Here is a 25,617-nt window from a genome sequence, read left to right on the forward strand (position 1 = left end):
TTTCGCTTTCTGCGAAGCCTTCGATTATCACACGCTTTTTGCAAAACCTGCAAGCCTTCGAAGACTTTTTTCACCCTCCACTCACTCAGCACAACCTCTTCAGTCACACCAAACTCGCTTCCAGCGAAGCCTTCGATTATGTCACGGATTTTTCAATCCACACAAAACTAAAGGTCTTTTTTTCCCGCCTGACTCATCCTTGGGACTTGTCAGCCTCAGGTGCCATGGGCACCGTTGGTCGGGTCTTAGAGTATACGACGGGATTCGGCGAACGGGAAGCAGTCCTACAAGAAAATCTGCCTTGAAGGCGGTACCCCGCATGCACTGGCGAGGGGCTCACTCCGACCCCTATATATATGGAGGTCCGGCCGTGTCGTGTGCGCCCCGCGCATGCCTCCTCGATAATCGCAGCCACATGGCACTCATCACACTCCTCGACGCGCAACTCGCGTTCGGCCACGTCCCGCTGCTCGATCATGCGGACTTCTCTCTTATCGAATCTGAACGCATCGGGCTGATTGGCCGAAACGGCGCAGGCAAGTCTTCGTTTCTCAAGATCCTGGGAGGCATGGAGAAGCAGGATGACGGCACGCTGCAGTTCCAGACAGGCGTGCGCATCGCCTATGTGGCCCAGGAACCGGTGCTCGACCCCGACGCCACTGTCTTCACGGCGGCGAGTGCTGGTCTGGGTGCGGTTATTGCCGTGCGCGATCAATATCTGTCGGGCGCGGAAGGGCTGGACCTTGATGCCCTGCAGTCGCAGATCGAGGCCTACGACGCCTGGAACTGGGAACAGCGCGTCGAAGAAACGCTGCACCGCTTGCACCTGAATCCGACCGCACTCGTCGGCTCGCTCTCCGGCGGCACGCGCAAGCGTGTTGCGCTGGCGCAGGCGCTGGTCGCTGCACCTGACGTGCTCCTGCTCGACGAGCCGACCAACCATCTGGACCTCGACTCCATCGAGTGGCTGGAGCAGTTGCTGATCGACTTCAAGGGCAGCGTCGTCACCATCACCCACGACCGCTCCTTCCTCGATCGCGTGGCGACCCGCATCATCGAACTGGACCGGGGCAAGCTTCGCTCCTACCCCGGCAACTTCGCGCAGTATCTGATCCAGAAGGAAGAACAACTCGCGCAGGAGGCGGTGATCAACGCCAAGGCGGACAAGCTGCTCGCGCAGGAGGAAATCTGGATCCGCAAGGGCGTGGAAGCGCGCCGCACGCGCAGCCAGAGTCGTATCGGCCGCCTCGAGGCGATGCGCGAACAGCGCCAGAGCCGCCGCAATACCGTCGGCAGCGTCAACATGGACGTGGCGACCGGCACGCAGACCGGCAAGATCGTGGCCGAACTGACCGATGCAACCAAGTCGTTCGGCGACCGCACCATCATCCGAAACTTCAGCAACACCATCCTGCGCGGCGACAAGGTCGGCCTGATCGGGCCGAACGGCGCCGGCAAGACCACGTTGCTCAAGATGATCCTGGGTGACCTGGAACCCGACAGCGGCAAGGTGCGCCGCGGCGCCAACCTGGAGGTCGCTTATTTCGACCAGATGCGCGAGAAGCTCGACCTCGACGCCACCCTGGAAGACTTCATCAGCCCCGGCAGCGAGTGGATCGAGATTGGCAAGCAGCGCAAGCACGTCAAGAGCTACCTGACCGACTTCCTGTTCTCCCCGGCGCGCGCCAACTCCCCCGTCCGGTCGCTCAGTGGCGGCGAGCGCAACCGCCTGCTGCTGGCGCGCCTGTTCGCACGTCCGGCCAACGTGCTGGTGCTGGACGAGCCGACCAACGACCTGGACATCGACACGCTCGAATTGCTGGAAGATCTGCTGCAGAACTACGACGGTACGGTGTTCCTGGTGAGCCACGACCGGACGTTTCTCGACAATGTGGTCACCAGCACCATCGCATTCGAGGGTGACGGCCACTGGCGGGAGTACGAAGGCAGCGTGAGCGACTGGCTGATCCAGTCCAAGCGCGCACGCGAGATCGCCGTGCAGCGCGCAGGAGTTGCTGGGGCCGCTCCGATCGCTTCGGCCAATCCGACACCGACGACACCAGCTACCGCACCCGCACCCGCGGCAGAACCTGTGGCACAGCCCAAGGCCCCGGCCCGCAAGAAACTGAGCTACAAGGAACAGCGCGAACTCGAGGCGTTGCCGGCACAGATCGCCGCACTCGAAGCCGAACAGAAGGAGATCACCGCAACGCTGGAGAAAGACGGCGGCGCCCTCTACGCCAGCGATGCCGCGCGTGCAGTGGCGCTGGGTGCGCGCCATGCGGAAATCGACGAGGTCCTGATGGCGGCACTCGAGCGCTGGGAGACGCTGGGCGCCACCGCCTGATCCGGCGCAAAGCGCGTGCGGGCCGCTGCGCATCCGGGCTTGTCCGACGCCGCGGCAGCGCACTGTAGGCTATACAGGATGCCCTGTCAGATCCCGGACCGCCTCATGCCATTTTTGCCCGCGCCAGCGCCTGCGTTCCCCCTTCGGGTCACCGGTCTGCGGCAGCTCGTTTCGCTGGGCCTGGCCACCCTGGCCTTGGTGATGGCCGGGTGCGCCCAGTTGCCCAAGGACGTCGAACGGCCGGTTTCCACCGCGATCGCGGCCCCGGACAGCACCCCGATGGGTGCCCTCGTCCAGCAACGACGGCAGGCGGCGAGCAGCAGCTTCGCATCGGGCTTCATGCTGCTGTCGGGCGCACCTGCGGCCTACGGCAGCCGGCTCGCGCTCGTCGAAGGCGCGCAGCAGACGCTCGACCTGCAGTACTACGCCATCCATGCCGACGCCAGTACCGGCCGCTTGCTGCGCGGCGTGGTCGAAGCCGCCCGGCGAGGCGTGCGGGTGCGGGTGCTGCTCGACGACTTCCACAGTACCGGCCGCAACGCGATGGTGATGGCGCTCGCGACCGAGCCGAACATCCAGATGCGCATGTTCAACCCATTGGCCGGCGCGCGTGGCTCGACGATCGGCCGCATGTTCAACGCGCTGGGCGACTTTTCGCGCGTCCAGCAGCGCATGCACAACAAGCTCTTCATCGCCGACAACGCCATGGCAGTGGCAGGCGGACGCAACCTGGGCGACGCCTACTTCGGTATCGCGACCACCGGCAACTTCATCGACGTCGATGTGCTTGCGGCCGGTCCGATCGTTCAGGATCTTTCGCGCAGCTTCGACAGCTACTGGAACAACGAGCGCGCCTATCCCGTGGCCTCGCTGATCAGCCGCGAGGAATTGCTCCAGCTGCGTGAAGAGGCCATCGCGTCCGAGGCCAGCGCCCGCGCACCAGGTGCCAGCCCGGCGACGGCCAGCAGCACACCGACGCCCCCGGACGGCGAACCGCGGCCCGCACCGCAGGGACCGACCGACGCGCAACGCGCCCAGGTCTGGGACGAGAAAGCACTCGACCTGCGCACCGCGGACCTGGTCTGGGCGCCTGCCATCGTGCTGGCGGACAAGCCCGGAAAGATCGCACTCGACGATGCAGGCGATACGGACACCGACGTGCAGGACGCCGGCAAGAACCCGGGCCTGGTGGTCACGCAGCCGCGCGACGGCCGTGCAGCCGCGCCGCGCGGGAACGTCCTGGGTGCCGCATCCAACCTCACGGCCGGCAGCGAAACCGTGGTCGAGGGCCTGCTGCAGCTGATCGGGCAAGCCCGGGGGGACCTCCTGATCATCTCGCCCTACTTCGTCCCCGGTCCGGACATGCTGGCCGCCTTTCAGCGTGCCCGCGACCGCGGCGTGCGGGTGCGCGTGCTCACCAACTCGCTGGCGTCCAACGATGCGCCGGTGGCCCATGTGGGCTACGCGCGGCATCGCGAGGCGCTGCTGCGCATGGGGGTGGAACTCTATGAACTGCGCAGCGAACAGGCTGGCGTGGTCAGCGCCTTCGGCTCGTCGGGCAGCAGTGTGACGGGCGAATCCCGGGCCATGCTTCACTCGAAGGTGCTGGTGCTCGACGGCCGCTTGCTGGTGGTCGGCTCGATGAACCTCGACCTGCGCTCGCAGCTCCAGAACACCGAGATTGCGCTGCTCATCGGCAGTCAGCGTCTGTCTGCGATCGCCACGCAACAAATCGAGGAGGCGCTGCGCAAGGGCGCCTGGCATGTGGAGATCGTCGACGGCCAGCTGCTCTGGCGCGCGCCGGAAGGCAGCGGCCTTCAGGACAGCCGCACCGAGCCCGACACCAGCGCCGGCCTGCGCCTGCTGCTCAAGCTCTTCGGACCGCTGGCGCCCGACGAATTGCTCTGAGCACGGCTTCAATGCGCCGGCACATCGGGCCCAGCATGCAGGCCTACTCGGCCTCGATGCCCGCCGCCTTCACGATCCGGCCCCACTTGGCGGCCTCGGCGGTCTGGAATTTCCCCATGTCTTCGGGCGAGGTGGTGAACACCTCGGTGCCGGTCGGCTCGTAGAAGGCGGACCTGGCGGCCTCGCTCTTCGCAGCCTTCACCAGCAACTCGTTCAGTCGGTTGACCACGGCAGGCGGCGTCTTGGCCGGCGCATAGGCGGCGAACCAGTAGCCCATCTCGTAGCCCTTGACGCCGGCCTCGGCGATGGTCGGCACATCGGGCGCCAGCGGCGAACGCGCGGCACCCGACACGCCCAGCGCACGCAGCTTGCCCGACTTGACCTGCGGCAGACCGGTCGTCGTGTCGGTGATCATCATGTCGATCTGGCTGCCCAGCAGATCGGTCACGGCCAGCGTGTTGCTCTTGTAGGGCACATGCAGCAGCTGAATGCCAGCCATCTGCTGCAACAGTTCGCCGGCCATGCGGCTGGACGAACTGCCGCTGCCGAAACTGTATTTGCCCGGATTCTTCTTCGCCAGCGCCACGAACTCGGCCACGGTCCTGGCCGGAAATGCCGGATTCACGACCATGATCTGGCCACCCTTGCCCAAAGCGGCGACGGGCACATAGTCCTTCACCGGGTCGTAGGGCAGCTTCTTGAACAGATGCTCGTTGGCGGCATGCGTGGTGTTGGTGGTGATCAGCACGGTATAGCCGTCCGGCGCGGCCTTGGCGACGAACTGCGACGCGATGAATCCGCTCGCACCGGCCTTGTTGTCGATCACCACGGGCTGCCTGCCCTCGGCGCTCACGCCGTTGCCGATGGCACGCGCGAGCTGGTCGGTCGCGGTGCCCGCGGCAAAGGGCACGACGAAAGTGATGGATTTCTCGGGGAAGGCCTGGGCCTGGCCGGGTACGGGCGCGAGGGCCAGCACCGCAGCGAGGGTCGAGACTGCGATGGCGAGGGAGGATGGCGAGGGGGAAATGCGGGTCATGCTTTTTGTCTCCGGTGTGGAGAACGCGCAGGTCGGTGAAGATCGTGCGCGTCTCTGGGCTCTGGTTCTTGTCCGGTTGCAATGTAGGGCGCGCACGTTCATCCGTAAAATCGAAATTTCAGATCGATTCATCCGGATGGCGAATCACGCTTGAAACCCCCTGATCTCTCCACACGCCAGCTGCGCGCCTTCCTGGCGCTGGCGGACCAGCGCAATTTCACGCGGGCCGCGCAGACCTGCCACCTGTCGCAGCCGGCCTTCAGCGCGCTCATCCGCACGCTGGAAGACGCGCTCGGCGCGCGCCTGTTCGACCGCGACACACGCAGCGTGCAGCTCACGCCGGAGGGCCGGCTGTTCGAAGGGCCCGCACGCCGCCTGCTCGACGACATGGGCGGCGCGCTTGGCGATCTGGCCGACCATGTGGCGCGCCGAAAAGGCCGCGTGCGGGTGGCCGCACTGCCCTCGCTGGCGGCCGGCTGGTTGCCCGCGGTGTTCGCCGAATTCATGCAGGCCTGGCCGGGTATCACGGTCGACCTGAACGATGCGCTGTCCGACGCCTGCATCGCGCTGGTGCGGGGCGGCCAGGTCGACTTTGCGCTGGCTTCCTCCGGTGCCGATGCCGCCGCCAGCGACCTGCGCAGCCGCACGCTGTGCAGCGACCGCTTCCATCTGGTGTGCCGCGCAGATCATCCGCTGGCGTCTGAATCGCGGTTGACGGCAAGGAAACTCGCGCCCTGGCCATTCATCCAGATGGCGCGCAACAGCAGCGTACGCCAGTCGCTCGACGCGGCGCTGCATCCACTGCGCATGAACGCCGTGTTCGAGGTCGAGCACCTGGCCACCGTGATGGGCCTGGTCGAAGCCGGCCTGGGCATCAGCGTGGTGCCGGCGCTGACGCTCTTTCACTTTCGTCGGGACACCCTGATGACGCGGCCGTTGCCGCTGCCTGCACTCACGCGCACGGTCTATCTGGTACAGCGGCGGGAAGGCAGCCTGTCAATCGCAGCGCAAACGCTGCACGACCTGATCGTCGCGCGGCTGGGGTCGCTGAAGTTCGATTGACCGTTGCTCAGGCCTTCATGCTGGCCCGCACCCGCGCAAACACCTTCCAGAACGTCGCATCCTGTGCGGTCGCGAAATTGACGCGCATCAACGTGCTCGGCGGGCGCCTTGCGTGGAACAGCGAGCCGGGTGCGAGCAGGTAGCCCTCGTCGAGCATGCGCTGCGTGAGCGCGTCGGTGTCGACGCCCGTCTCGACCCAGCCGAACAGGCCTGCCGGTTCCGACACGAAACTGCAGTCGTGCGCAATCGCCAGCTTCACCGTGCGGGCACGCGCCCCGTCGAGCCGCAAGCGCACGCGTTCCGCGTGGCGGCGCAGTTGGCCCTGGTCGATGCACCATGCCAGCGCCCGCTCGAACAACGCCGGCGTGGTCAGCGTCGACAGCAGCTTGGTCTCCAGCAGCCGCGAGAACAATGCGGGCGGCGCAGCCAGAAAGCCGATCCGCCAGTTGGGGGCAAGAATCTTGGCAAAGCCGCTCACGTAGATCGTGCGCTGCAGGCCGTCGAGCGCGCACAGCCGCGTGGCGTGCTCAGGCGCCAAGTGGCTATAGGTGTCGTCCTCGACGATGTGGAAGTCGTGGCGGTTGGCCAACTGCAGCACGCGGTGGGCGCTGCCGGGTGTCAGGCTGTAGCCGGTCGGGTTGTGCAGCACGCTCACGCTGACGAACAGCTTGGGCTGGTGCGCCTCGCAGTACTGCGCCATGACCGCCAGATCGGGCCCGTCGGCGCGCCTGGGCACGGGCAGAATGCGCATGCCCAGCGACTCCAGCCGCGCGAACTCGATCGCCCAGCCCGGCTCCTCGACCATCACCGGATCGCCCGCGCGCAGCAGGGTGCGGCTCACGATGTCCAGCGCATGCGTCGCGCCGATGCTGGTGAGGATCTGCTCGGGCGGCGCTGGCACGTTGATGCCCACCAGCTTCTGCGACAGGCTGCGCCGCAGCGCGGCGTCGCCCGCCGGCTCACCGTACTGCAGCGACAGCTCCTGCAGCGCCTTGGTGCCGGTCAGGCGGCGCAGCGACGTCGGCATGAAGGTCGAGTCCATCCAATCAGGGGGAAACACGCCCATGCCCGGCTGCGGCTTGTCGCTCTGGCGGTGGAACATGCCGCGGATCAGCGAGCTGGCGTCAGCCTGCGTGGCAGCGAGCACCAGCGGCACGGCCGGTGCGGCCGGTGCGGTCGCGGCACCAAGCCGGCGCACCGGTTCGGCGCTGGCGGCATCGCGCACGAAGAACCCGCGCTGGCGCCGCGCCTCGACCAATCCCTGCGCGAGCAGCTTGTCGTATGCGGCGACGACGGTGTGCGGACTCACGTCCTGCTGGCGCGCGCATTCGCGCACCGAGGGCAGGCGTGAACCGGGGGCCAGCAGGCGGTTGCGGATGCGCTCGGCGAAGAGCGCTGCAAGCTGTTCGGCCAGGGACTGGGTGGAAGTGCGTGTCAACATGGACGTCTGTGTCGAAACCAGCACCAATACAGTGGGCCGAATTGTTCGGCAATCTGTACTGGTACTGTAATGGTCAACAAGTTTAGAGTGTGTGTCATGAACTGGCAAGAATTCACCGCGCTGCTGGTGCTGGCCACGGCGATGAGTTTCTCGCCCGGACCCAACACCACGCTCGCCACCGCCCTGGCCGCCAATGGCGGCCTCCAGCGCGCCATGCGCTTCGTCTGGAGCGTGCCGGTCGGCTGGACGCTGCTGCTCGCCCTGTGTGCCGCCGGCGTCGGCGCCCTGGTGATGGCCGCACCGGGCCTGCGCCTGGCCATCAAGGCCGTGGGCGTGGCCTACCTGCTGTGGCTGGCATTCAAGCTGGCACGCAGTGCGACACTGGGCAGCACCGATGCGGCCCGGCTCGACGTGGGCTTCGGCCAGGGCGTGATGCTGCAGTTTCTCAACATCAAGGCCTGGCTGCTGGCGCTCACGCTGGTGGCCGGCTGGATCGCCGGCCAGCCCGATGCATTGCATCGCTTTGCCATCGTTGCGCCGGTGATGATGGTCTATGCCTTTGCGAGCAACCTGACCTATGCCGCGGCCGGTGCGTTGCTGCGCCACTGGCTCACGCAGGGCCATCGCCTGCTTTGGTTCAACCGTGCCATGGCCGCCGTGCTGGTGCTCACGGCCTGGTGGATGCTGGGCACATGAAGCTCAGAAGCGAAACCCTCGGCATGTGGCTGGGCGTGCTCGGCGTGGCCTTCTTTGCCGTCACGCTGCCCATGACCCGGCTGGCCACGGGCACCTCGGCCGCGCCGCAGCTCTCGCCCTGGTTCGTTACGCTCGGACGCGCCGCGCTGGCCGGGCTGCTGTCGGTGGTGTTCCTGCTGGCCACCCGGTCGCCGCGGCCGCAGCCGCATCAGTGGAAGCCGATCGGCATGGCGGTGCTCGGCAACGTGATCGGCTACCCGCTGCTGCTGGGCTACGCGCTGCGCGTGGTCACCGCCAGCCATGCAGCGGTGATCACCGCGCTGTTGCCGCTGGTGACGGCAGCCGTCGCTGCGCTGGTGCTGCACCAGCGCGCACGCCTGGGCTTCTGGCTGTGTGCAGGCGCGGGCAGTGTCCTGGTGATGGCTTTCTCGGTGCTGCGCGCCAGCCAGCACAGCGGCGGCTTCGGCTTCGAGTGGGCCGACCTGCTGCTGGTGGGCGCCGTGGTCGCAGCCTCGTTCGGCTACATCTATGGCGCGCAGGTCACGCCAGCGCTGGGCGCCGAGCGCGTGATCTGCTGGGTCTGCGTGCTGGCCTTGCCCGTGACGCTGCCCGCCACGCTCATGCTGTGGCCCGCAGCGCCAGTGGCGGCCTCCGCCTGGGTCGGCTTTGTCTATGTCGGCGTGTTCTCGATGTGGATCGGATTCTTCGCCTGGTACCGCGGCCTGGCGCTCGGCGGCGCCTTGCGCGTGAGCCAGACTCAGCTGCTTCAGCCGTTTTTGTCTATCCTTGCCGCCATTCCCCTGCTCGGGGAGACACTGGACGTCGTCACGCTGGCCTTTGCCGCCGCCGTGGTTTCCACCGTTGTCCTGAGCAGGAAACTGTCACAGCCCCGTGCGCTCGCCCCCTTGTCCGGGGTACCGGGCACACGCTGAATCCCCAACCTCACACCGAACACGCATCGTCCCAAGGAGACCCCGATGAACTGGAAACTGGCCGCCCGCGCCGAGAAAATGAACCCCTCCGTGCTGCGCGAGATCCTCAAGGTGACCGAGCGCCCCGGCATCATCAGCCTGGCCGGCGGCCTGCCCTCGCCGCAGACCTTCCCGATCAGCGCATTCGCCGCGGCCTGTGCGGAAATCCTCGAAACCGACGGCCAGGCCGCGCTGCAGTACGCCGCGAGTGAAGGCTACGGCCCCCTGCGCCAGGCCGTGGCCGACATGCTGCCCTGGAATGTCGACCCCGCGCAGGTGCTCATCACCACCGGCTCGCAACAGGGCCTCGACCTGGTCGCCAAAGTGCTGCTTGACCCGGGCAGCCGCGTGCTGGTCGAAACCCCCACCTACCTCGGCGCACTGCAGGCCTTCGGTCCGATGGAGCCGACGCCGGTGGCGGTGGCCAGCGACGACGAAGGCGTGATCGTCGACGACCTGGTGGCCCAGGCCCGTGGCAAGTCGCCGGCCGACGCCGCGCGCTTCGTCTACCTGCTGCCGAACTTCCAGAACCCCACCGGACGTACCATGACCGAAGCGCGCCGCGCCGCCGTTTCTGCCGCTGCGGCAGCGGCCGGTCTGCCGATCGTCGAGGACAACCCGTACGGCGAACTCTGGTTCGACGAAGCCCCTCCGCTGCCGCTGACCGCACGCAACCCCGAAGGCTGCATCTACCTCGGCTCCTTCTCGAAGGTGCTGGCACCGGGGCTTCGCCTGGGCTTCCTGGTGGCCCCGAAGGCCGTCTACCCCAAGCTCCTGCAGGCCAAGCAGGCAGTGGACCTGCACACGCCGATCTTCACCCAGCGCATGGTGTCGACGGTGATGAAGGACGGCTTCCTGGAACGCCACGTGCCGACCATCCGCGCACTCTACAAGCGCCAGCGCGATGCCATGGTCGCTGCGCTGCAACGCGAAATGAAGGGACTGGACGTCAAGTTCAACGTGCCCGTGGGCGGCATGTTCCTGTGGCTGCGCATGCCCGAGGGCATCGACACGGTCGCGCTGCTGCCCAAGGCGGTGGAGCGCAACGTGGCCTTCGTGCCAGGCGCTCCGTTCTATGCGGGCGAAGGCGATCCACGCACGATGCGCCTGTCGTTCGTGACCGCATCGGTCGAGCAGATCGACATCGGCATCGCTGCGCTCGCCGCGACGGTGCGCGAGCAGCTGGCGCACGACGCGGCCGCACGCGTGCAGCACGAGCTGGCTGAAAACTGAGCGAGACATTCCACAGAGCCGGTACGAACACCATGATCGACTTCGCCACCCTCGGCCTGTTCCTGCTCGCCGTCCTGGCCCTGTTCCTCTCGCCCGGGCCGAACATGGCCTTCGTGCTGGCCCATGGAGTGGCCCAGGGACCGCGCGGCGGTTTCGCGGCGGCGATCGGCATCTCGGCGGCCGACCTGGTGCACACGCTGTGCGCCGCCACCGGCATCACCGCGCTGGTCGCGGCCTGGGCACCGGCCTTCGATCTGCTGCGTTACGCCGGGGCGCTGTACCTGCTCTGGCTCGCGGCCAAGGCCTGGCGTGAAGGTGGTGCGGTCATGGCCGGCGCAACATCGCCAGCGCCGTTCGCGCGCATCGTGCGGCAGGCCTGGCTCAACAACCTGGTGAATCCGAAGGCGCTGCTGTTCTTCATGCTGTTCCTGCCGCAGTTCGTCGACCCGGCGCGCGGCCACGTCACATGGCAGCTGGTGCTGCTGGGCGGTGTGCTCTCGCTCGCGGCGTTGGCCTTCAACACGCTGCTGGGCGCCTTCAGCGGGCAGGTGGGCCGATGGCTGCAGCGCCGCCCTGGCGCCGCGCGCCTGCAACACCGGCTGCTGGCCGTGGCGATGCTCGGCCTGGCGCTGCGTCTGTTGATGCTGGACCGCCCGGCGCCGCGCTGAGCCACCGTCAGCGCACACGACAACGAATCAAGAGAGAGAGAGAGAAAAGAGATGCTCAACATCTGGGGCCGCATCAGTTCGATCAACGTGCGCAAGGTGGCATGGTGCGCGCAGGAGCTCGGGCTCGACTTCCAGCGCACCGAGGCCGGCGGCAAGTTCGGCATGGTGCAGACGCCCGAGTACCTGGCGCTCAACCCGAACGCGATGGTGCCCTGCATCGACGACGGCGAGGGCGAGGCGCGCGTGGTGCTGTGGGAATCGAACGTGATCGTGCGCTACCTGTGCGCCAAGCATGCGCCAGGCACGCTCTACCCCGAGCCGCTGCCGGAACGCTTCGACGCCGAGCGCTGGATGGACTGGCAGCAGACCACGCTGAACCCCGTCAGCGGCGGGGCGTTCAAGCAGTGGATCCGCACGCCGGCGGCCGAACGCGACAGCGCGGTCATCGAACGATCGGTGCGCGCCACCGAGCCCCTGTTTGCGCTGCTCGACGCGCACCTGGCCACGCGCGCCTTCATGCTCGGCGACGCGTTCACCATGGCCGACATCCCGGTCGGCTGCGAGGCACACCGCTGGTTCGGCCTGCCGCCCACCGAGTACACGCGACCCGCCTGGCCCCACGTCGAACGCTGGTTCGCCGACCTGAAGGCACGCTCCGCCGCGCGCGGCGTGCTCGACCTCCCTTTGGAATGACGCAGAGAAGATGATGAAGACCCGCCCCTTCCAACAAGTCGACGTGTTCACCGCCGTCCCCTACCGCGGCAACCCGCTCGCGGTGGTGCTCGACGGCACCGATCTGGACGACGCCGAGCTGCAGCGTTTCGCGCAGTGGACCAACCTGTCGGAAACGACCTTCCTGCTGCCGCCGACCGACCCGGCGGCGGACTACCGCGTGCGCATCTTCACGCCCGGCAGCGAACTGCCCTTCGCCGGCCATCCGACGATCGGCAGTTGCCATGCGTGGCTGCGCGCCGGCGGCAAGCCGAAGTCGGCCGGCCGCATCGTGCAGCAGAGCGCGGTCGGTCTGGTGCCGATCCGCCGCGATGGCGAGCGCCTGGCCTTCGCGGCGCCGCCGGTCAAGCGCAGCGCGCCGAGTCCGAGCGTGCTGGCGCGCGTGGCCGCCGCCCTGGGGCTGAAGGCCGCGCAGATCCGTGGCGCGCAGATGCTCGACAACGGGCCGGTGTGGATGGGGCTGTTGCTCGACGACGTCGACACGGTGCTGGCACTCAAGCCCGACCATCGTGCACTGAAGGAATTGCGGCAAAAGGTCGGCGTGGCCGCCGTGCCGAATGCAACGCAAGAGGCACCCGCGCTCATCGGCCGCTCGAACCGCGAAGCGCGCGCCTTCGGTGCCCGCGCGCAGCCCTCGGCGGTCGGCCTCGAGGTGCGCGCCTTCGCGGCGCCCATCGGCGTCGAGGAAGACCCGGTCACCGGCAGCTTCAACGCCAGCATCGCGCAGTGGCTCATCGCCGACGGCTACATGCCTGAGCGCTACGTCGCCGGCCAGGGTCAGTGCATGGGTCGCGACGGGCGGGTGCACATCGAGCGCGACGCCGACGGCCAGGTGTGGGTTGGCGGCGACGCCGTGACCTGCATCGAAGGCAGTGTGCACCTCTGACCCCATGCCCGCACAGATCGACCCCCTGGTCGTCGCCGCCCGCACGCTCGAATCGAAAGGGACCTGACCCATGCTCACCGCCGCCGAACTCGCCTGGTTCTCGCTCGCCTCGCTGCTGCTGGTGCTGACGCCCGGGCCGAACATGATCTATTGCGTGTCGCGTGCGCTTTGTCAGGGGCGCGGCGCCGGCATCGTGTCGCTCGCCGGCGTGCTGGTTGGCTTCCTCGTGCACCTGGTCGCCGCAACGCTGGGCCTGACGGCACTGCTCGCGGCCGTGCCCTTCGCCTTCGACGCGGTGCGCCTGGCCGGTGCGGCCTACCTGCTGTGGATGGCGTGGCAGGCGGTCAAGCCCGGTGGCCAGGCGCCGTTCGCGGCGCGCACGCTGCCGATCGACCCGCCAGCCAAGCTGTTCCGCATGGGCTTTCTCACCAACGTGCTGAACCCGAAGGTCGCGATGTTCTACCTGTCCTTCTTCCCGCAGTTCCTCCACCCCGAGCGCGGCTCGGTGCTGTGGCAAAGCGCGGCGCTCGGCGCCATCCAGATTTCGGTCAGCGGGCTGGTCAACCTGATGCTGGTGCTCGGCGCCGCGTCCATCACCGCGGTGCTGTCGCGCAGCGAGGGCTGGCTGCGCGCGCAGCGCTACGTGATGGGCAGCGTGCTCGCGTTGCTGGCGGTGCGCATCGCCGTCGACACGCGCAAGGCGGGCGCATGAACTTCACCCGCGAGGACATCGAAGCCGCGCAGCGCACCGTCTATGCGGCCATGCCGCCGACGCCGCAGTACGCCTGGCCGCAGCTCGGCGCACGGTTGGGCTGTCGCCTCTGGGCCAAGCACGAGAACCACACGCCGCTGGGCGCCTTCAAGGTGCGCGGCGGGCTGACCTACATGGAAGCGCTGGTGCGTGAGCGGCCCGAGGTTCGCCACGTGGTGAGCGCCACGCGCGGCAACCATGGCCAGTCGATCGGCTTCGCCGCGGCGCGCCACGGCCTGGCCGCGACCATCGTCGTGCCGCACGGCAATTCGGTCGAGAAGAACGCGGCGATGCGCGCGCTCGGCGTGCAGCTCGTCGAGCACGGCGACGACTTCCAGGCCGCCAGCGAGCATGCGGCAGTGCTCGCCACCGTCCAGGGGCTGCACCGCGTGCCTTCGTTCGCGCGCGACCTGGTGCGCGGCGTCGCGACGGCCTACGTCGAATTCTTTGAAGCGCTGCAGCGCGCAGGCGAGGTGCCCAACGTGCTGTTCGTGCCCATCGGACTCGGGTCGGGGTTTGCAGCTGCCGCGGCCGCACGGCGGCATTGCGACGTGCGCACGAAGCTCATCGGCGTGGTGTCGTCGCATGCCACCGCCTACCGCGACTCCTTGCGCGCGGGTCGCCCTGTCGAAGCGCCCGTGACGACGCTGCTGGCCGACGGCATGGCCTGCCGCACGCCGGTGCCCGAATCGGTCGAGCTGCTGCTGCGCGAGGCCGACGACGTGGTGGCCACCGCCATGCGCATCCTCTTTACCGACACGCACAACGTGGCCGAGGGCGCCGGCGCCGCCGCACTGGCGGCCGCGCTGCAGCAGCGCGAGCGCTGGCAGGGCAAGACCGTGGGTGTCGCGTTGACCGGCGGCAACGTCGACGCCGAGGTCTACGCGCGCGTGCTCGCAGCCGGCTGAGCGTCGCCGCGGCGACCCACGCCGCGGCACCGGCTTGCCAGAATGCGGTCATGGGCACCCTCTATCTCGTCCGACACGGGCAGGCCAGCTTCGGCGCGGCCGACTACGACCAACTGAGCACACTCGGCCACCGGCAGGCGGTGCGGCTGGGCACGTACTGGCGCGAGCGCGGCATGCGCTTCGACGCAGTGATCACCGGCACACTCCAGCGCCACCGCCAGACCTGGGAAGGCATTGCCGAGGGGCTGCAGCTGTCGGAACAGGACGTGCTGCCATGGCCCGGCCTCAACGAGTACGACAGTGAAGCGGTGATTGCAGCCATCCATCCCGAAAAGCTCGAGAAGGCCACCACGCCCGAGTTGTATCGCCACCACTTCCGCCTGCTGCGAGACGGCCTCGGCGCCTGGATGCAAGGGCGCACGGCACCCGCTGGCATGCCGAGCTACCTCGACTTCCTGTCGGGCGTGACCACCGCGCTCGACCATGTGCGCGGCCACCACCATGGGGCGCGCGTGCTGGTGGTGTCAAGCGGGGGGCCGATCAGCACCGCCGTGGGTCACGTGCTGGGGACCAGCGCGCAAACCACCATCGAGCTGAACCTGCGCATCCGCAACACCTCGGTCACGGAGTTCGCGTTCACGCCCAAACGGCACATGCTGGTGACCTACAACACGCTGCCGCATCTGGATGGACCGGCCTACGAGGACTGGGTGACGTACGCGTAAGGCCGCGCTGCGCTGCAGCGCCTTGCGCGCTTCAAGCCTGCCACACCCCATAGCCTGCGGCGCGCAGACGGATGCCGAGTTCGACTTCCATGCTGCGCGCCGCTTCGTAGGCCATCGGGTTGTAACGCTCATAGAGCTGCGGCAGCAGCCGAAGTCCGTGATCGAGCACGAAGGCGTTGGCCTGGATGCCGGCCTTGTGTTTGTCAAAGCGCACGTCCGGATCGAGCCCGGTCATGCCGACGTAGACGAAGGGCTTGCCCAGCACGTAGCCCGGATTGGCGCGCCGGAAGCGCGCCACGTTCCACACCCGGTCATCGAGTTCGATCACATAGACGTGGTGGTGTGGACGCCGTGCCATGAAAAGGCCGCCCCCCGGCCCGCAGTGCGCCGACGAAGAATCAGCGCTTGCCCTTGATCATGCCCCAGACGAAGAGCAGCACGATGGCGCCGACGACCGAGGCGATGAAGCCTGCGCCCTGGCCTGCCGTATACCAGCCCATCGCCTGGCCCAAGTAGGTCGCAATGAGGGAGCCGGCAATACCGATCAGTGTCGTGACGATGAAGCCTGCGCTGTCGTTGCCGGGTTTGATGGCGCGTGCGATCAGGCCTGCGACGAAACCGATCAAGATGGTCCAGATGATGCTCATGGGATTCCCTGTGTTGAAGTTGAATTGAAAAACGAGGTTGGAAAAAAACTGCGGCGGCACGCTCCCTTTCGGTCACACCCCCCGCAGCCGGCGGTCATTAGATCAGGGGCAACGCGTGCGCTGCCGGGTCCCCCTTCGTTGGCAAGGCCTGCGCCACGGCAGCGGCCAGCGTGGAGATGTCAAACGGCTTGATGAGGATCGAATGCGTGCCCAGCACGCGGCCCACTTCGGCCATGTCCGCATAGCCCGTGGCCAGGATCACCGGAATGTCGCCGACGAGTTCGCGCGCCTGCGAGATGACCTCCGCGCCGTTGAGGCCCGGCATCGCATAGTCGACCACCAGCAGATCGTGCGGCGACGCCGCGAGGGCGGCCAGGCCACTGGCGCCGTCGGCTGCCTCGCTCGCCACATAGCCCAGCAGGGTGAGACTCTCGACGATGACGCGACGCACTTCGTGGTCATCTTCGACCACCAGCACCTTGCGGCGCTTGGCTTCGTGCTCGGGCACCGCCTCGCCCACGACTGCCACGGCTTGCTCACCCGGATGCGCAGAGAGCGGGAATTTCATTTCGACCGTGGTGCCGCTGCCTTCCTGGCTGTGCAGGGTCGCATGCCCACCGGACTGGCGCGCAAAGCCGTAGACCTGGCTCAGGCCGAGGCCGGTGCCGCTGCCGACAGGCTTGGTGGTGAAGAACGGATCGAACACCTTGGTCATCAGATGCGGGGCGATGCCCACGCCTGTGTCGCTCACGCGAACGCTGACGTAATCGCCGCGCGGCAGTTCGGCCGGATCGTGGACGCGGTCGGTCGACAGGGTCAGCGTGCCGCCCGAGGGCATCGCATCGCGCGCGTTCACCGCAAGGTTGAGCACCGCCATTTCGAGCTGGTTGGCATCGACCACCGACCACATCGGCTCATCGCTGAGTGCCAGTTCGATCTGGATGGTCGGCCCCGCCGACACCGCCACCAGTTCGCGCATGCCTTCGAGCAGGGCATTCACGTCGGTCAACCGCGGCAGCAGCGACTGGTTGCGGGCAAAGGACAGCAGCTGGCCGGTGAGCTTGGCGCCACGGCCGACGGCCCCCTTGGCGCGTGCCGCGATGCCCAGAACCTTTTCATCCTTGGCGACGCGGGCCACCAGGTCGAGGTTCATGTTGACCACGTGCAGCAGGTTGTTGAAGTCGTGGGCGATGCCACCGGTCAGTCGACCGATCGCCTCCATCTTCTGCACCTGGATCAGGGCCGCCTGCGCGCGTTCGCGTTCGGCGATTTCGGCCATCAGCCGGTCGTTGGCGCCTGCCAGTTCGCGGGTGCGTGCGGCGATCCGGCCTTCCAGTTCGGCGTTGAGCCGCTCCACCTCGGCGCGGGTGTCTTCGAGCTGGCCCAGATGCAGCCGCGTGGCGTACTGGCGGCTGCGCGCGCGCACCGCCGCATCGGCCGCTCGCGCGAGCGTTTCGGTATGGACCGGCCGCTCCAGCACGAACGCATTGCCCAGCGTCTGCAGCAAGGCCAACGATTTGCGCGACCGGCCGCCGGCGTCGCGCGACGACAGCACGATGAACGGAAAGTCCGACCAGCTCGGCTGCGCCGTCAGCCAGGCGCGCAGTGGCGCCTCGGGCACTTCGAGCAGCGACTCTTCCGTCAGGATGGCGGCCGCCGCACCGCCATCGAGTTCGGCCAGGATCTGCTCGGCCGACGTGCAGATCACGCCCGACAGACCGAGGCTTTCGACCACGCGCTGCACGACGGAAGCGTCGCGTCCGCGCGGCGCATGGATGAGGACCCGTCGCTCCATACTAGGCTTTGACGTCGCCGAGCAGCGCAATCTTGCCGGCGTACGACGGTACGCCGCTGAGCACGCCTTCGAAGTCGGTCAGCGCGGGGCCGACCTGCACGCCATGATCGCCCAGACGAAACTCGCGGATGCTCAGCTCGTGCCGGTTGGTGCGGCTCTTGACGACCGAGACTGCCTTGAGCAACTGACCCCTCGCCTCAAAGAAACTGAACAGCAGGATCGCGTCGGACAGGTAGCTCAGGTCGAGGTCACTGCGCACGTCGCCGATGATGCCGTGCTGGCCCAGCACCAGCAGCGTGAGCACGCCCTGCCCGTTGAGGAAGCTGAGCAGTTCATGCATCTGCAGCAACAGGAATTTGGCACCTGGCATGGCCTGCATGTAAGCGTTCAGGCTGTCGATGACGATCATCGATGCACCGGCCTCCTGCACCGCAGCACGCACCATGTTGGAGAACTGACCTGGCGACATCTCGGCCGGATCGAGCGACTGCAGGTCGAGCTGACCGCTTTCGATATAGCCCTCCAGCGGAAGGCCAAGCGATGCGCAGCGGTAAAGCAGCGTTCCCATGCCTTCATCGAACAGGTAGTAAGACACTTTTTCGCCGCGCCCCAGCGCAGCCACCACGGCCGACATGGCGGTGGTGGTCTTGCCCACGCCCGAGGGGCCGATCAGCAGCGTGTTGCTGCCGCGCACCAACCCGCTGCCCAACAGCTTGTCGAGCTCGGCTGTGCCCGACGACACCGTCTGCGCATCGAACTCCTTGCGATGCTCGGCCGCAATCAGCCGTGGAAAGATCTGAATGCCGCCCGTGTCCAGGTGCAGGTCGTGCTCACCGCCGCGGTAACGCACACCCCGCATCTTGACGATGCGAAGGTGCCGCCGCACCGGGCCGTAATCGACCATGGCCTGGTCGAGCGCGAGCACGCCGTGCGCAATGCTGTGCAACTGCAGGTCGTCGGCCTTCGAGCTCTTGTCGTCGAGCATCAGCACAGTGCAGTCGCGCGAGGCGAAGAAGTGCTTGAGCGCCAGAATCTGGCGCCGGTAGCGCAACGGGTCCTGCGCGAGCAGTCGCATTTCAGAAAGGCTGTCGAACACCAGGCGCGTCGGCGCCAGGCGTTCGACCACGCCCATGATGCCGCGTGTGGTTTCGCCCAGTTCAACCTCCGACGGATAGAGGATGGACTGCTCCGCCGAGGGGCTGAGCCCCTCCTCGTTGACCAGTTCGAACACCTCGATGCCGTCGAGCGTCCAGCCATGCGACTGCGCCACGATGGAGAGCTCGTTGGCAGTTTCCGACAGGGTGACGTACAGGCAGCTCTCGCCGCGCACACGCCCGTCCATCAGGAACTGGAGTCCCAGCGTGGTCTTACCCGCGCCCGGCGTGCCCTCGACCAGGTAAAGATGGCCCCGCGGCAGACCGCCCCCGAGCACATGGTCGAGCCCGTCGATGCCGGTGGGTGAACGCTGCTGGGGAACCACCGCAGGAACAGCACGTTTGACGTGAGGCGAGGCATTCGGCGGGCTTGAACTTGGCATGAGCGCTATTTTGCAGACCCGGCGCCGCCGTTTTTGTCATGAAAATTCCTACATACGCTGACAGTCAGCGGCGCTATACCTTGTAGATGCTCGAAAACCTCCCTGGTGTCATCGGTCATGCGCTGCACAACGTGCGTGCCGGCCTGGATGCGATCGTCTTCAACGCGCTCGGTCTGCGCGAAGGCATGGCATCGCTTACCGTCAGCAGCCTGGCATTCGGTGACCATGCCCCCCTGCCCGCGCGCTACACGGCCGATGGCGAGGGCCTTTTTCCGTCGCTCCAGTGGACCGGCCTGCCCGCCACCGCCGTGTCGGCAGTGCTTGTGGTCGAGGACGCCGACTCGCCCACGCCCCATCCGCTGGTCCATGCGATCGTGGTCGGCCTGCCGCCGGGCGACGGCGGACTCCCGGAGGCCGCACTGCCCAGCGGGGACCATCCCGGCACGGGGTTGCATGCCGGTCTCAATTCCTACCTGCAGGCGGCCTGGCTGCCACCCGATCCGCCCCCGGGCCACGGCGTGCACCGCTATGCCTTCCAGCTTTTTGCGCTGGGCGCCCTCCCGACGTTCTCGGACACGCCAGGACGCGACGAGGTGGTGGACGCGCTGCGCGCCCATGCGGTCGCCAGCGGGTTGCTGATCGGCACCTGCGAGCGCCCCGATGGATCCATCCGCATCGACGAAGGCGCGCCTGCCGGGCCCGTGCTCGCGGCCTGAGACGGAAGATCGGGCCGAAAGAGCCCGCTTCACCCGCCCCTGTGCAACGTCATTCGGGCAATGGTGAATCCGGACGCCCCAGCACACTCAGCGGCAGCTGCGATACCTCTCCCAGCAGCAAGGCGAGTTGCGCTGCGGCCGCGTCGATGACGGCACGCCCCTTGTCCGCTGTTGCGGCAGCGGCGTTGCCTGCCGCACCCTGGGGGTTGTAGTCTTCCATGGCCCAGGCGAACTTGGCGCTGCGGCCGTTGCCAAGCAGAGGATAGGCTGGAGCCCGATCGCGCGACGCCGACCCAAAGTCCTGCGCCGCGGCCATGCGCACCGCCTGCGGTGCCAGCGCCAGGACCATCGACGTCTCGATCTCGCCCGCATGCACGCCAAAGCGATGTTCGTCGGCGCTGAACTGCGCGCCCGCGGCGCCCAGCGGCAGGTTGAACCAGCTCACGCTGTAGACGAGAAGGCCGTGCGCCGCACGCAGTTCGCGCGCCACCACGTCCATGGCGCCCACATGACCGCCGTGCGCGTTGAACAGCACCAGCTTCTTCACACCCGATCGCGCCACGCTGGCGCCGATCTCGCGCCAGACGCGCATCAGCGTCTCGGCCGACAGGGTCAGCGTGCCGGCGAACGCCGCATGCTCGGGGCTGAGCCCGATCTGCTGGGTCGGCAGGAACAGCACGGGCAGCGCCGGTGGCAACAACGGCAACGACGCCTGCACGATGCCGTCGACCAGCAGGGTATCGACGCTCAGCGGCAGGTGCGGGCCGTGCTGCTCGGTGGCACCCAGCGGCAGGACCGCGACGGCGGTGGCCGCGTCGAGCGCGGCGAAATCGCGGGTGCACAGGCCCGACCAGAAACGGCTGGGAAGGCCCGGTGCGCCCGGGGAGCCAGCCAGGCCGGCGGTAGGAATGGTCATCCAGCGATCTTAGAGCGATGGCGCACCGGCTGCGAGCGACGCGCGGGCCCTTCGACTCCTTCTAGCTTCTCTTGTCTATTGACTGCTGCGCGATACGCGCCACACCGCATTGCCCACGTCGTCGGCCACAAGCAAGGCACCGCTCTTGTCGAGCGCCACGCCAGCCGGGCGGCCTTGCGCCTTGCCGTCGGCGCTCAGGAAGCCGGTGAGAAAGTCGACCGGCGCGCCGGTCGGCCGGCCTGCGATGAACGGCACGAAGACAACCTTGTAGCCTGCCTGCGGATTGCGGTTCCAGGAGCCGTGCTCGCCGATGAAGGCCCCATTGGAAAAAGCGTCGGGCATGCCGCGCTTGTCGGAGAAGGCCAAACCCAGCGGCGCGACGTGGGTGCCCAGCGCGTAATCGGGCGCCACCGCCTTGGCCACCAGGTCGGGGCGCTGGGGCTGCACGCGGATGTCGACATTGCCGCCGAAGTAACTCCATGGCCAGCCGTAGAAGGCACCGTCCTTCACCGAGGTCAGGTAGTCGGGCACCAGGTCGCTGCCGATTTCATCGCGCTCGTTGACCACCGTCCAGAGCACCTTCGTCTCCGGCTCCCAGCCCATGCCGTTGGGGTTGCGCAGCCCACTGGCGAACAGGCGCTTCTCTCCCGTCTTCGTGTCGATCTCCCAGATGGCCGCACGGCCTTCTTCGGCGGGCAGTCCGTTCTCGCCGACGTTGCTGTTGGAGCCAACCGTCGCATAGAGCTTGCTGCCGTCTGCATTGGCGATGACGTTCTTGGTCCAGTGATGGTTGATGCCGGCGGGCAGGTCGGTCACCTTGACCGGTGCGACCTTGATCTCGGTCTCGCCCTCGGTGTAGGGCACTTTCACGATCGCGTCGGCGTTGGCGATGAAGAGTTCGTTGCCCACCAGCGTCATGCCGTAGGGCGACGTCAGTTTCTGCAGGAACACGGTGCGCACCTCGGCCGTGCCGTCGCCGTTGGCGTCGCGCAGCAGCGTGATGCGGTTGGCGCTCGGCACGCCGGCCCCCGCGCGTTTCATGACCGCGCCCATCACCATCTGGCGCGCCTTGGCGATCAGCCCGCTGCCGCCGTCGGAGCTGCCTTCGGGCTTGGGCGGCTTGTTGCTCTCGGCGACCAGCACGTCGCCGTTGGGCAGCGTGTACACCCAGCGCGGATGGTCGAGGTTGCGTGCCAGCGCGCTGACCTTGAAACCGGGTGCGGCAGTCGGTCCTGCCGTGTCGGTCCAGCCGATGGCCTCGGAGACCTTGACCGTCGGAATCAGTGTCTTGTGGGGCGCAGGCAGTTGCGGCGTCGGACCGACGCCGGCCTCGAACGGCAGCTTGGCGGTTTCGCCGCAGGCACCGAGGACGAGCGCGGCCAACGGCACGAGGGCCAGACGGTAGAGGGTGGAATTCACGAAGGTCTCCTTGGGGGCGAACGGCCGGCACGCGCACGACCGGATGGCCGCACGGTGCTCACCGGGCAACCGATGATCGCCGCCCGTCCGCGCCCGCCGTGTCGGCTGGAGGCGCTTTGCGGCGTGGGCGCCCCCGCGCGCCTCAGTCCGGCTCGCACCGGCTACCATCGGCGTGAACCACCACTGTGGCGCCCAACGCGCGGAACCTTGTCCGCCCGGAGGGGCTCCGACTGACCGGCATGATGTTCTCCCGCCTGCACTCCTTCTTCCTGACATGCCTGTCGTGCATGTTGCTGGCACTCTGCCTGCCTGCCGCGGCCCAGCTGGCGCCGAAGGCAGGGCCCGTGGTGACCACGCCGCACGTGCGCGCCGAACTGATGGCGATCGCGCCGGATGGCGTGGCCGCCGGCGCGCCGGTCTGGGTCGGCCTGCAGATCACCCACCAGCCGCAATGGCATACGTATTGGAAGAACGCGGGTGACTCCGGCCTGCCGACCGAACTGGCCTGGACACTCCCCACGGGCGTGAGCGCCGGCGACATCGCCTGGCCGGCCCCCCGCAAGATCCAGATCGGCACGCTCGCCAACTATGGCTACGAAGACACGGTGCTGCTGCCCGTGCCGCTCACGCTTGCCGCCGACTTCAAACCGGCTGCCACCCTCACCGGCGCGGCGGCGCTGGACATCCGGCTGCATGCGAGCTGGCTGGTCTGCCGCCAGGAGTGCATTCCCGAATCCGGCGACTTCGCGCTGCAGTTGCCGCTGCAGGGCTCGACCGCGCTCGCCAAGCCAGCCTTCGATGCAGCCCTGGCGGCGCAGCCCCAGGCGCTGATCCCCGCGGGCTCGATCGAGGTGGTCGATCAGACGCTGCGCGTGCGCCTCGAAGGCCTGCCGCCCGCCGCTCAGGGCAAGACGCTGGAATTCTTCCCCGAAACCGCCGACGTGATCCGCAACGGCGCGGTGTCGGGCACCGACTGGACGCAGGCCTGGCAAGGCAAGGTGTGGACCGCCACACTGCCGCTGGCCGACCATCGCGGTGCCAGCCCGAGCACGATGCCCGTGGTGGTGACGCTGGTCGATGCGCCCGCAGGCACGCCGCCGCCGACCGCCTGGCGCGCCGAGGCGCTGGTCAGTGGCACCTGGCCCGCCGGCGCCGCGCGCACCGAAGTCTCGCCGGCCTTGCAGGCTGCGCTGGATGCCAACGCAGTGCCGCTGGCGCCGCAACCCACTGGCACACTGCTGGCAGCCCTGCTGGGCGCGCTGCTCGGCGGCCTGCTGCTCAACCTGATGCCCTGCGTGTTCCCGGTGCTTGCGATCAAGGTGCTGGGGTTCGCGCAGCAGGCCGGCGACCGGCGCGGCCATCGCACGGCGGCACTGGCTTACACGGGCGGTGTGCTCACCGCCTTTCTGGCGCTGGGCGCGGTGATGCTGACACTGCGCGCGGCCGGCACCCAGCTCGGCTGGGGTTTTCAGCTGCAATCGCCCGCCCTGGTGGCTGCGTTGGCCGCGTTGTTCACGCTCATCGGCCTGAATCTCGCCGGCCTGTTCCAGTTCGGCATCGTGGCGCCAGCGTCGCTGTGCTCCGCGCAGATGAAACACCCGGTGGCCAATGACTTCCTGTCGGGCGTGCTGGCGGTGGTCATTGCCTCGCCCTGCACGGCCCCCTTCATGGGCGCTTCGCTCGGCTTTGCCATCGGGCTGCCGGCGACACAGGCGATGCTGCTGTTCGGCGTGCTGGGCTTCGGGCTCGCGCTGCCCTACCTGATGGCGGGCTTCGTGCCGGCGGTGGCGCGGCTGCTGCCCCGGCCCGGCGCATGGATGGACACGCTGCGCCGCCTGCTCGCCTTTCCGATGTTCGCGACGGTCGCATGGCTGGTCTGGGTGCTCGGCCAACAAAGCGGCATCGACGGTGCGGGCACGCTGCTCGCGCTGCTGGTGTGCATGGCCGCGGTGGTCTGGGCGTTGACCCTGCAGGGCCGCACGCGCGTGGTGCTGGCCGGCGCGCTGGTGGCCGTGACCGCCCTGCTCGCCAGCGCACTCGGCCCCAACCTCGTGCGCCAGGTCGAGCCCATGGCCGCCGCCGCAGGCGCACGCTGGCAACCCTGGTCGGCCGCACGCGTGGCCGAGTTGAGCGCGGCCGGCCAGCCTGTGTTCATCGACTTCACCGCTGCGTGGTGCGTGACCTGCCAGTACAACAAGAAGACGACCCTTGGCGACGCCACGGTGCTGGCGGCCTTCGACGCCAAGAAGGTGGCGACCCTGCGCGCCGACTGGACCCGGCAGGACCCCAAGATCACCGCCGCACTGGCTGCCCTCGGGCGCAACGGCGTTCCCGTCTACGTGCTGCAGGCGCCGGGCAAGCCACCGGTGGTGCTCACCGAGATCCTGGGCAAGGACGAGCTCCACCGCGCACTCGGCGCGCTTTAGCGCACGGCACGGCGCGGCCGTCCGGCGCCGAACGGCAAGACCTTGGGGAAGTACGGGTTGTCACACGGCGTTGAAGAAAGCGTTCTAAGCTGACGGCGTCGTTCGAAATTTTCACTGGAGCACAACGAAGGCCATGCCATCCTTGTCATCGTCCGCCGCGCGATCGGCCCGTGCCGCACGCAAAGCCAGCGCCGCACTGTCGCGCGCCTCCCGCCGCGCCCTGATGGCTGCGGCCGTCACCCTGGGTGCCACCCTGCTGCTGGGCAGCCATGCGAACGCCACACCCGCCGTGGGCGATCGCGCACCCGATTTCGTCGCCATCGACACCCAGGGCACTCGCCACCAGCTTTCCGACTTCGCTGGCCGCTTCGTCGTGCTCGAATGGGCCGACACCGCATCGCCCGAAGTGCTGACGCACTACGACAGCGGCGCCTTGCCCGCCACCCAGAAATCGGCCACGGCGCAAGGCGCGGTCTGGCTGTCGATGGTCCCGACGGACACAGTCGCCGGCGCCCGCCCACAGCCTGGCGCGCTGGAACGCTGGATGGCCGAGCACGCCGCCGCGCCCACGGCATTGCTGGTGGACGAGAACGGCGTCATCGGGCAAGCCTATGGGGCGAAGATGCGCCCGCACCTGTTCGTGATCAGCCCGGACGGCGTGCTGATGTCCGCCGCCAGCCTCGACGATCCGCGCGCCGCGCTGCAGCAGGTCGACGATGTGCTGCGCACCGCCATGGGCACCATGCCCGGGGCACCGGCAACGGGGACTGTCGCCTCGGGCTGAGCCGGGCGGTCAC

At 68.0% G+C, this 25,617-nt stretch carries 24 protein-coding genes; 16 read left to right on the top strand and 8 right to left on the bottom strand.

All coding sequences use genetic code 11. The features are described 5' to 3' along the window. The 3 genes from J2W36_RS16955 to J2W36_RS16965 form a co-directional block, all read left to right on the top strand. On the top strand, positions 1 to 305 hold a 305-nt coding region (locus J2W36_RS16955), incomplete at its 5' end, for a hypothetical protein (protein WP_307690936.1). Positions 306 to 415: 110 nt separating this feature from the next. Continuing rightward, positions 416 to 2,347 (top strand): ATP-binding cassette domain-containing protein, encoded by a 1,932-nt coding sequence (locus J2W36_RS16960; protein WP_307690937.1) that lies wholly within the window; start codon positions 416 to 418, stop codon positions 2,345 to 2,347. A 105-nt stretch (positions 2,348 to 2,452) separates the two neighbouring features. Further along, entirely contained in the window at positions 2,453 to 4,255 is a 1,803-nt protein-coding gene (locus J2W36_RS16965; protein WP_370869340.1) for a phospholipase D family protein, read from the top strand. 43 nt (positions 4,256 to 4,298) lie between these two features. On the opposite strand, the gene J2W36_RS16970 is transcribed toward J2W36_RS16965, so the two are convergent. Next, positions 4,299 to 5,291, bottom strand: a complete 993-nt coding sequence (locus tag J2W36_RS16970; protein ID WP_307690938.1) for a Bug family tripartite tricarboxylate transporter substrate binding protein — start codon at positions 5,289 to 5,291, stop codon at positions 4,299 to 4,301. Between the two features lie 150 nt (positions 5,292 to 5,441). Here J2W36_RS16970 and J2W36_RS16975 point away from each other — a divergent pair, with 150 nt between their 5' ends. Beyond that, positions 5,442 to 6,353 carry a LysR family transcriptional regulator gene (locus J2W36_RS16975; protein WP_307690939.1) on the top strand — a complete coding sequence of 304 codons (912 nt, stop codon included), beginning with the start codon at positions 5,442 to 5,444 and terminating at the stop codon, positions 6,351 to 6,353. A gap of 7 nt (positions 6,354 to 6,360) precedes the next feature. On the opposite strand, the gene J2W36_RS16980 is transcribed toward J2W36_RS16975, so the two are convergent. After that, entirely contained in the window at positions 6,361 to 7,794 is a 1,434-nt protein-coding gene (locus J2W36_RS16980; protein ID WP_307690940.1) for an aminotransferase-like domain-containing protein, read from the bottom strand. Positions 7,795 to 7,890: 96 nt separating this feature from the next. Between J2W36_RS16980 and J2W36_RS16985 the strand changes: the two genes are divergently transcribed. From J2W36_RS16985 to J2W36_RS17025, 9 genes are all read left to right on the top strand, one after another. Then, positions 7,891 to 8,490 carry a LysE family translocator gene (locus J2W36_RS16985; protein WP_307690941.1) on the top strand — a complete coding sequence of 200 codons (600 nt, stop codon included), beginning with the start codon at positions 7,891 to 7,893 and terminating at the stop codon, positions 8,488 to 8,490. Continuing rightward, complete coding sequence (locus J2W36_RS16990; RefSeq protein ID WP_307690942.1) at positions 8,487 to 9,422, top strand: DMT family transporter; 936 nt, start codon at positions 8,487 to 8,489, stop codon at positions 9,420 to 9,422. The genes J2W36_RS16985 and J2W36_RS16990 overlap by 4 nt, the downstream gene beginning before the upstream one ends. Positions 9,423 to 9,467: 45 nt before the next feature. Further along, the gene (locus J2W36_RS16995) at positions 9,468 to 10,694 is read left to right on the top strand and encodes an aminotransferase-like domain-containing protein (RefSeq protein ID WP_307690943.1); all 1,227 of its coding nucleotides are present in this window, start codon (positions 9,468 to 9,470) and stop codon (positions 10,692 to 10,694) included. 32 nt (positions 10,695 to 10,726) lie between these two features. Further along, a complete protein-coding gene (locus J2W36_RS17000) occupies positions 10,727 to 11,362 on the top strand; it encodes a LysE family translocator (RefSeq protein WP_307690944.1) in 636 nt (211 codons plus the stop codon). A 51-nt stretch (positions 11,363 to 11,413) separates the two neighbouring features. Further along, positions 11,414 to 12,055, top strand: a complete 642-nt coding sequence (locus J2W36_RS17005) for a glutathione S-transferase family protein (protein WP_307690945.1) — start codon at positions 11,414 to 11,416, stop codon at positions 12,053 to 12,055. A gap of 13 nt (positions 12,056 to 12,068) precedes the next feature. Next, positions 12,069 to 12,980, top strand: coding sequence for a PhzF family phenazine biosynthesis protein (locus tag J2W36_RS17010; protein ID WP_307691117.1), 912 nt, complete (start codon positions 12,069 to 12,071; stop codon positions 12,978 to 12,980). Between the two features lie 70 nt (positions 12,981 to 13,050). Continuing rightward, positions 13,051 to 13,692 carry a LysE family translocator gene (locus J2W36_RS17015; RefSeq protein WP_307690946.1) on the top strand — a complete coding sequence of 214 codons (642 nt, stop codon included), beginning with the start codon at positions 13,051 to 13,053 and terminating at the stop codon, positions 13,690 to 13,692. After that, positions 13,689 to 14,639 carry a threonine dehydratase gene (locus J2W36_RS17020; RefSeq protein ID WP_307690947.1) on the top strand — a complete coding sequence of 317 codons (951 nt, stop codon included), beginning with the start codon at positions 13,689 to 13,691 and terminating at the stop codon, positions 14,637 to 14,639. Before J2W36_RS17015 ends, J2W36_RS17020 begins: the two co-directional genes overlap by 4 nt. Before the next feature lie 50 nt (positions 14,640 to 14,689). Beyond that, positions 14,690 to 15,364 carry a histidine phosphatase family protein gene (locus tag J2W36_RS17025; RefSeq protein ID WP_307690948.1) on the top strand — a complete coding sequence of 225 codons (675 nt, stop codon included), beginning with the start codon at positions 14,690 to 14,692 and terminating at the stop codon, positions 15,362 to 15,364. A gap of 31 nt (positions 15,365 to 15,395) precedes the next feature. On the opposite strand, the gene J2W36_RS17030 is transcribed toward J2W36_RS17025, so the two are convergent. The 4 genes from J2W36_RS17030 to J2W36_RS17045 all read right to left on the bottom strand — a co-directional run bounded on the left by J2W36_RS17030 (position 15,396) and on the right by J2W36_RS17045 (position 19,343). Beyond that, complete coding sequence (locus J2W36_RS17030; RefSeq protein WP_307690949.1) at positions 15,396 to 15,722, bottom strand: hypothetical protein; 327 nt, start codon at positions 15,720 to 15,722, stop codon at positions 15,396 to 15,398. A 40-nt stretch (positions 15,723 to 15,762) separates the two neighbouring features. Continuing rightward, on the bottom strand, positions 15,763 to 16,011 hold the full coding sequence (locus J2W36_RS17035) for a GlsB/YeaQ/YmgE family stress response membrane protein (RefSeq protein WP_307690950.1): 249 nt from the start codon (positions 16,009 to 16,011) through the stop codon (positions 15,763 to 15,765). Between the two features lie 97 nt (positions 16,012 to 16,108). Further along, positions 16,109 to 17,806, bottom strand: coding sequence for an ATP-binding protein (locus tag J2W36_RS17040; protein ID WP_307690951.1), 1,698 nt, complete (start codon positions 17,804 to 17,806; stop codon positions 16,109 to 16,111). A gap of 1 nt (position 17,807) precedes the next feature. Next, positions 17,808 to 19,343 carry an ATPase domain-containing protein gene (locus J2W36_RS17045; RefSeq protein WP_307690952.1) on the bottom strand — a complete coding sequence of 512 codons (1,536 nt, stop codon included), beginning with the start codon at positions 19,341 to 19,343 and terminating at the stop codon, positions 17,808 to 17,810. Between the two features lie 86 nt (positions 19,344 to 19,429). Here J2W36_RS17045 and J2W36_RS17050 point away from each other — a divergent pair, with 86 nt between their 5' ends. Further along, entirely contained in the window at positions 19,430 to 20,059 is a 630-nt protein-coding gene (locus J2W36_RS17050) for a YbhB/YbcL family Raf kinase inhibitor-like protein (RefSeq protein ID WP_307690953.1), read from the top strand. A gap of 49 nt (positions 20,060 to 20,108) precedes the next feature. Here J2W36_RS17050 and J2W36_RS17055 read toward each other — a convergent pair whose 3' ends face one another. Beyond that, positions 20,109 to 20,975 (bottom strand): creatininase family protein, encoded by an 867-nt coding sequence (locus J2W36_RS17055; protein WP_307690954.1) that lies wholly within the window; start codon positions 20,973 to 20,975, stop codon positions 20,109 to 20,111. Positions 20,976 to 21,050: 75 nt separating this feature from the next. Further along, on the bottom strand, positions 21,051 to 22,394 hold the full coding sequence (locus tag J2W36_RS17060; protein WP_307690955.1) for a PQQ-dependent sugar dehydrogenase: 1,344 nt from the start codon (positions 22,392 to 22,394) through the stop codon (positions 21,051 to 21,053). 239 nt (positions 22,395 to 22,633) lie between these two features. Between J2W36_RS17060 and J2W36_RS17065 the strand changes: the two genes are divergently transcribed. Together J2W36_RS17065 and J2W36_RS17070 are read left to right on the top strand one after the other, a co-directional pair. Continuing rightward, the gene (locus tag J2W36_RS17065) at positions 22,634 to 24,820 is read left to right on the top strand and encodes a protein-disulfide reductase DsbD family protein (protein ID WP_370869341.1); all 2,187 of its coding nucleotides are present in this window, start codon (positions 22,634 to 22,636) and stop codon (positions 24,818 to 24,820) included. 133 nt (positions 24,821 to 24,953) lie between these two features. Then, entirely contained in the window at positions 24,954 to 25,604 is a 651-nt protein-coding gene (locus tag J2W36_RS17070) for a redoxin domain-containing protein (protein ID WP_307690956.1), read from the top strand. Positions 25,605 to 25,617 lie beyond the last annotated feature (13 nt).

This window comes from Variovorax ginsengisoli (genome assembly GCF_030811835.1).
Taxonomy (GTDB): Bacteria; Pseudomonadota; Gammaproteobacteria; order Burkholderiales; family Burkholderiaceae_C; genus Variovorax; species Variovorax ginsengisoli_C.